At 69.2% G+C, this 3,106-nt stretch carries 3 protein-coding genes and 1 pseudogene; 2 read left to right on the top strand and 2 right to left on the bottom strand.

Annotated features, from left to right (window positions below):
* Positions 1-190 (top strand): annotated as a pseudogene (locus tag HUU95_RS12320) (DNA-processing protein DprA); the annotation flags it as partial.
* Between the two features lies 1 nt (position 191).
* On the opposite strand, the gene HUU95_RS12315 reads toward HUU95_RS12320, so the two are convergent.
* The gene (locus HUU95_RS12315) at positions 192-494 is read right to left on the bottom strand and encodes a type II toxin-antitoxin system RelE/ParE family toxin (protein WP_302480126.1); all 303 of its coding nucleotides are present in this window, start codon (positions 492-494) and stop codon (positions 192-194) included.
* Positions 491-778, bottom strand: coding sequence for a type II toxin-antitoxin system ParD family antitoxin (locus HUU95_RS12310; RefSeq protein WP_174280371.1), 288 nt, complete (start codon positions 776-778; stop codon positions 491-493). The genes HUU95_RS12315 and HUU95_RS12310 overlap by 4 nt, the downstream gene beginning before the upstream one ends.
* Before the next feature lie 101 nt (positions 779-879).
* Here HUU95_RS12310 and topA point away from each other — a divergent pair.
* On the top strand, positions 880-3,106 hold a 2,227-nt coding region (gene topA / locus HUU95_RS12305), incomplete at its 3' end, for a type I DNA topoisomerase (protein ID WP_174280370.1).

The raw sequence follows: 3,106 nt of genomic DNA, 5'->3' as shown, positions 1-3,106 counted from the left end.
GGCGCCGGCGGACGCGAGCGACGCGGACCGGCGCGCGATCGTCGACCTGCTCGGGCCGGTGCCGGTGGCGGTCGACGAGCTGATCCGCCAGTCGGGGCGCGCGCCGGCGCTGGTGCAGACGGTGCTGCTGGAGCTGGAACTGGCCGGGCGACTGGACCGGCATGCCGGCGGGCGGGCGAGCTTGCGGTGAGTCAGCGAAGCAGGTTGGCGAGGTCGCGGCCGGCATAGGCGATGGCAAGGACTTCCACGGTATAGCCCACCACGGCGAAGGCGATCGTCATGCGTCGGTCGAACGGAATGGTCCGGAGACCAGGGCGCAGCTCCTCATGCATCGTGCCTCGATGAGGCATCTCGCCAAGCTTGAGGCAGTGCCGGATGATCCGGTCGACGTAGCCGTTGGCGATCTCCGGCGAGTTCTGACTGGCGATGTACTGCCGCATCTCCTCAAGATGCGATTCTGCTTCCGGTGAAAAGATGACGTGGAAGCTGCTCACTCGCCGCGTGCGATCCGCTCCGCCTTGAGTCGGGCGATGACCTGCTCGATAGGAATGCCACGCGACGGGTCTGCCTTCATCCTGTCGTAGATCTGCGCCACCTCCGTGCGGAGCCACGTCGTGATCGCAGGGTATTCGGCGCCGGTCTCCGGTCCTTCAAGTCCCAGCAATCGGTCGAGCACGACCGCTTCCATGCTGCCGAACTCTCCGCTGGCGACCCAGGCGCGCAGCTTGTCGGCGATATCGACGGGGACTCCGATGGTCAGATGCTCGATCGCGCCCATATCGCGATCCTACGCCCCTCCCCCGCCCCGATCAACGCCGCTTGACGCGGGCCACCGCGCCTCCCCACCCTCGCGCGTACACGTAAGGACCCGTTCGGCTCATGCAGCTTGTGATTGTGGAATCGCCCGCCAAGGCGAAGACCATCGAAAAGTACCTGGGCCCCGGCTTCCAGGTGCTCGCCTCCTACGGCCATGTCCGCGACCTGCCGCCCAAGGACGGATCGGTGGATCCCGACGACGGCTTCGCCATGTCGTGGGAGAATTACGCGGACAAGGCCAAGCAGCTGCGCGCGATCACGGACGCGGCGAAGGGCGCGGCGCGGCTGATCCTGGCGACCGATCCGGATCGCGAGGGCGAGGCGATCTCCTGGCACGTGCAGGAGGTGCTGCGCGGGCGCAAGGCGCTGCCCCCCGAAGTGGAGCGCGTCACCTTCAACGCGATCACCAAACAGGCGGTGACCACCGCGATGAAGGCGCCGCGCCAGCTGGATACCGACCTGATCGACGCCTACCGGGCGCGGCGCGCGCTTGATTACCTGGTCGGCTTCACGCTGTCGCCCGTGCTGTGGCGCAAGCTGCCCGGCGCCAAGTCGGCGGGGCGCGTGCAATCGGTGGCGCTGCGGCTGATCGTCGAGCGCGAGCGCGAGATCGAGGCGTTCCGCGCGCGCGAATATTGGTCGGTGATCGCGACGCTGGAACAGGACGGGCAGCTGTTCGCCGCGCGGCTGGTGCAGTGGAACAGCGACAAGCTGGACCGGCTGGCGATCGGCGACGAGGGCACGGCAGCGCGCGCCAGGGCGGACGTGGAGGCCGGCCGGTTCACCGTCCAGTCGGTGGAGACGCGCCCGCTGACCCGCAACCCGCCGCCGCCCTTCACCACCTCGACGCTGCAGCAGGAGGCGGCGCGCAAGCTGGGCTTCTCGGCCAGCCACACGATGCGCGTGGCGCAGCAGCTCTACGAGGACGGCGCGATCACCTATATGCGCACGGACGGCGTGCAGATGGACGGCTCCGCCATCTCGGCCGCGCGCAAGGCGATCGCCGACCGCTACGACGGCTCCTATGTTCCTGATTCGCCTCGACATTATCAGACCAAGGCGAAGAATGCGCAGGAGGCGCATGAGGCGATCCGGCCGACGGAGTTCGGGCGCGACAAGGTCGGGTCGGGGGATCACGGGCGGCTGTACGAGCTGGTGTGGAAGCGCGCGATGGCGAGCCAGATGGCGTCGGCGCGGCTGGAGCGGACCACCGCCGAGCTGACGGACGGGACGGGGCGGCACGTGCTGCGGGCGACGGGGCAGGTGGTGCTCTTCCCGGGCTATCTGACGCTGTACGAGGAAGGAACGGACGAGGACGGCGAGGACGCCCGGCGCCTGCCCCGGCTGCGCGAGGGTGACGCGCCGGCGCGCAAGGGCGTCGCGGCCGAGCAGCATTTCACCCAGCCGCCGCCGCGCTTCTCCGAGGCGTCGCTGGTCAAGCGGATGGAGGAACTCGGCATCGGGCGGCCCTCCACCTATGCCTCCATCATCCAGACGCTGAAGGACCGCGAATACGTCCGGGTCGACAAGAACCGGTTCTGGGCGGAGGAGAGCGGGCGGTTGGTCACCGCGTTCCTGGAGCGGTTCTTCCCGAAATATGTCGGCTACGACTATACCGCCGAACTGGAGGAGGAGCTGGACGACGTGTCTGGCGGGCGCGCCGGATGGCGGGCGGTGCTCGACGCGTTCTGGCGGGACTTCAAGCCCAGGACGACGGAGGTGATGGAGCAGCAGCCCTCGGCGATCACCGCCGAGCTGGACGTGTTCCTGGGCGATTACCTGTTTCCCGAGCGCGCGGACGGGGCGGACGCGCGGCTGTGCCCGAACTGCAACCAGGGCAGGCTGGCGCTGCGCGGCGGCAAGTTCGGGGCGTTCGTGGCCTGCTCCAACTATCCCGACTGCAAATATACGCGGCGCTTCGGCCAAGCGGGCGACGCGGCGGTGGAAGCGTTGCCCGAGCAGCTGGGGCACGATCCGGCGACGGGGCTGCCGGTGGAGCGCAAGGCGGGGCGGTTCGGGCCCTACATCCAGCTGGGCGAGGGCGCGGATGCCAGGCGCGCGTCGATCCCGACCGATGCGGGCGAGCTGACGCTGGAGCTGGCGCTCCGGCTGCTGAGCCTGCCGCGCCTGATCGGGACGCACCCGGAGACGGGCGAGCCGATCGAGGCGGCGATCGGGCGCTATGGCCCCTATCTGAAGCACGCGGGCAAATATGCGCGGCTGGGGAACACGGCGGAGGTGTTCGAGACGGGGATGAACGCGGCGGTGGTCAAGCTGGCGGAAGCCGCGG

Source organism: Sphingomonas bacterium (genome assembly GCF_903643065.1).
Lineage (GTDB): Bacteria > Pseudomonadota > Alphaproteobacteria > Sphingomonadales > Sphingomonadaceae > Sphingomonas.
The sequence above is the reverse complement of the archived record's forward strand: the minus strand, read 5'-3'. Positions and strand labels throughout refer to the sequence as shown.

Excerpts from the sequence above, each read along its gene's own strand:
- HUU95_RS12310 (WP_174280371.1), bottom strand. The coding sequence starts at position 778 with ATGGGCGCGATCGAGCATCTGACCATCGGAGTCCCCGTCGATATCGCC.